The sequence below is a fragment of the Proteus sp. fly-1067 genome (genome assembly GCF_040139345.1).
Taxonomy (GTDB): domain Bacteria; phylum Pseudomonadota; class Gammaproteobacteria; order Enterobacterales; family Enterobacteriaceae; genus Proteus; species Proteus vulgaris_B.
This window is the reverse complement of the sequence record NZ_JBEEUL010000038.1, coordinates 1-2119: the sequence shown is the minus strand read 5'-3', so window position 1 is coordinate 2119 and position 2119 is coordinate 1. Positions and strand designations below refer to the sequence as shown.

Sequence of the window (2119 nt, the reverse complement as noted above, 5' to 3'; positions counted from 1 at the left end):
CCGTCACTAGCAAAAAACAGAGAGGAAGCTCTGGCTCAAGCTATTGCAATGATTGAGGGTCATTTGCCGAATACGAGCGTGAAGGAAAGAGAAAAGAGACTTGCAATGGAACTGCTACACATGAACTTGGACGCATCTAAAAATCACCCTCCTCTACCACCGCATATTCAGGCCTTACGTGATACAGAAAGGAGTTCTGTATCTAGTCGCAATATCGAGGTCGATTACTACGGAAGTGATCGCCGTCAAGGTCAATATTTAGGGGATTAATATGACTGTTGTATATAAAGCGATTAGCAATGTAGCCAAGGAGATGGCTGAAACAGGAATAAAGAAAGGAAGCAAAAATCAACAGCAAGGATTTATGTTCAGAGGAATTGACGCTGTATATAACGCTCTTGCTCCAGCTTTAGTTAAGCATGGATTGCTTATTCTTCCACGGATCATTGAACGCTCAGTCACGGAAAGACAAACACAAAGAGGTGGTCAGCTATTCTACGTTGTGGTTAAGGCTGAATTTGATTTTGTTGCCACGGAAGATGGCAGTAAGCACACGGTAGTGACTTATGGTGAGGCTATGGATAGCGGAGATAAAGCCACAAATAAAGCCATGTCGATTGCATATAAATACGCGGCATTTCAAGCGTTCTGTATTCCAACAGAAGAAACAGCAATTGATGCAGATGCGGAAATTCATAACGTAGCGCCACGGACGGCAGAGCAGGTGTTAGCTGATTACACTAACTTTCTTGGCACGGCAACGAACCAATCACAAATCATGGATGAGTACAAAAAAGCATGGAATGCATTGGCTGGTACTGAATCACAAAAGGAATGTGAGCGTTTAACAGGAATTCGGATTAAAGAACTTAAGGAAGCTGCATAATGGCAAGTAAAGGCGTGAATAAATGTATTCTCATTGGTCACTTGGGGCAAGACCCTGAAATCCGCTATATGCCATCAGGTGGCGCAGTAGCAAATCTCACACTAGCCACGTCGGAATCGTGGCGTGATAAACAAACTGGCGAGATGAAGGATCGGACTGAGTGGCATCGGGTATGCATTTTCGGCAAATTAGCAGAAATTGCAGGTGAGTATCTGCGTAAAGGTTCACAAGTGTATATCGAGGGTTCTCTCCAAACTCGTAAATGGCAAGACCAAAGCGGGCAAGACCGATACACAACGGAAGTGGTGGTAAATGTCGGTGGAACAATGCAGATGCTAGGTGGTAACGGTGGCAATCAGGCAGGAAGCCAGAAGCCACAGCAGAATCAAGGATGGGGTCAACCACAACAACCGCAACAACCCAAACAACAAACTCCACAATATCCTGAGCCACCAATGGATTTCTCAGACGATATTCCATTTTGACCCTACCCGCTTAACCAAAGGATATAACCATTACTCAATGCAAGGATGCAAACAGGAGATAGATATGACAGATAAACTCAAAGAAGAAATTAACGCGCTTCAAGGTAGAGCAGCGGCGGTAAAGATTGATTCACAAATCATGAATAGGTTTTCCACCTATATTCAGGTATCCGCGTTTTTAATTAGTAAGGGTGATATCGATAGAGCTGAGAGTTGGTTGCATATAGCACTGGATAGCGGAATGGAACCAAGCATATTTGATGACCTAAAAGATAGCGATGGCAACAAAAAGGATATTGATTCTTGGGTTAGTAAGCAACTGGAAGGCGAAATTTGCTTTGAGCAATCAGTTGATTTAATTCGCAATAAGTTTCCAGAAATCGAAAAGCTACGGACCGCTTAATTTAACTCTCAGGGATGCAATGAAGAGGAATGAATATGATTGAACTACGCAGCCAATTTGAACCCAAAGCGAGAAATATATGCTCTTGTTGCGGTGAAGATATTGGAGTTAAAAACCTAGTTTCAGTTGGGAATATTAATATTTGCTTTTATTGCGCGGACTTAGCAAAGGAACTTGCTGATAAAGAGCGTAATGAGGCAGCTGAAAAGGAAATTAATCAAATTTCTAACACCCTATCCACTACTCGTGACGGTAATTTTGATGTGGATATGGCTCAAGCTCTAGTTTACGCCAATCGTTTATATAAAGCTGGATATAGAAAGGTGGAAAAATGAAAGACAGAAT

General features: G+C 42.4%; 5 protein-coding genes. All 5 read left to right on the top strand.

Annotated elements, in window-relative coordinates; genetic code table 11:
* A partial coding sequence (locus ABN217_RS18830) for a hypothetical protein (RefSeq protein ID WP_349459790.1) occupies positions 1 to 270 on the top strand: 270 nt, incomplete at its 5' end.
* Position 271: 1 nt separating this feature from the next.
* The gene (locus tag ABN217_RS18825) at positions 272 to 886 is read left to right on the top strand and encodes an ERF family protein (RefSeq protein WP_171880571.1); all 615 of its coding nucleotides are present in this window, start codon (positions 272 to 274) and stop codon (positions 884 to 886) included.
* A complete protein-coding gene (locus ABN217_RS18820; RefSeq protein WP_349459789.1) occupies positions 886 to 1371 on the top strand; it encodes a single-stranded DNA-binding protein in 486 nt (161 codons plus the stop codon). The genes ABN217_RS18825 and ABN217_RS18820 overlap by 1 nt, the downstream gene beginning before the upstream one ends.
* Positions 1372 to 1435: 64 nt before the next feature.
* A complete protein-coding gene (locus tag ABN217_RS18815; protein WP_349459788.1) occupies positions 1436 to 1774 on the top strand; it encodes a hypothetical protein in 339 nt (112 codons plus the stop codon).
* Positions 1775 to 1809: 35 nt separating this feature from the next.
* Complete coding sequence (locus tag ABN217_RS18810; RefSeq protein WP_349459787.1) at positions 1810 to 2109, top strand: hypothetical protein; 300 nt, start codon at positions 1810 to 1812, stop codon at positions 2107 to 2109.
* The last annotated feature ends 10 nt before the right edge of the window (positions 2110 to 2119 follow it).

What these genes read in the sequence shown, in the direction of transcription:
- ABN217_RS18825 (WP_171880571.1), top strand. Translation starts at nt 272, where the DNA reads ATGACTGTTGTATATAAAGCGATTAGCAATGTAGCCAAGGAGATGGCT.
- ABN217_RS18810 (WP_349459787.1), top strand. Translation starts at nt 1,810, where the DNA reads ATGATTGAACTACGCAGCCAATTTGAACCCAAAGCGAGAAATATATGC.
- ABN217_RS18820 (WP_349459789.1), top strand. Translation starts at nt 886, where the DNA reads ATGGCAAGTAAAGGCGTGAATAAATGTATTCTCATTGGTCACTTGGGG.
- ABN217_RS18815 (WP_349459788.1), top strand. Translation starts at nt 1,436, where the DNA reads ATGACAGATAAACTCAAAGAAGAAATTAACGCGCTTCAAGGTAGAGCA.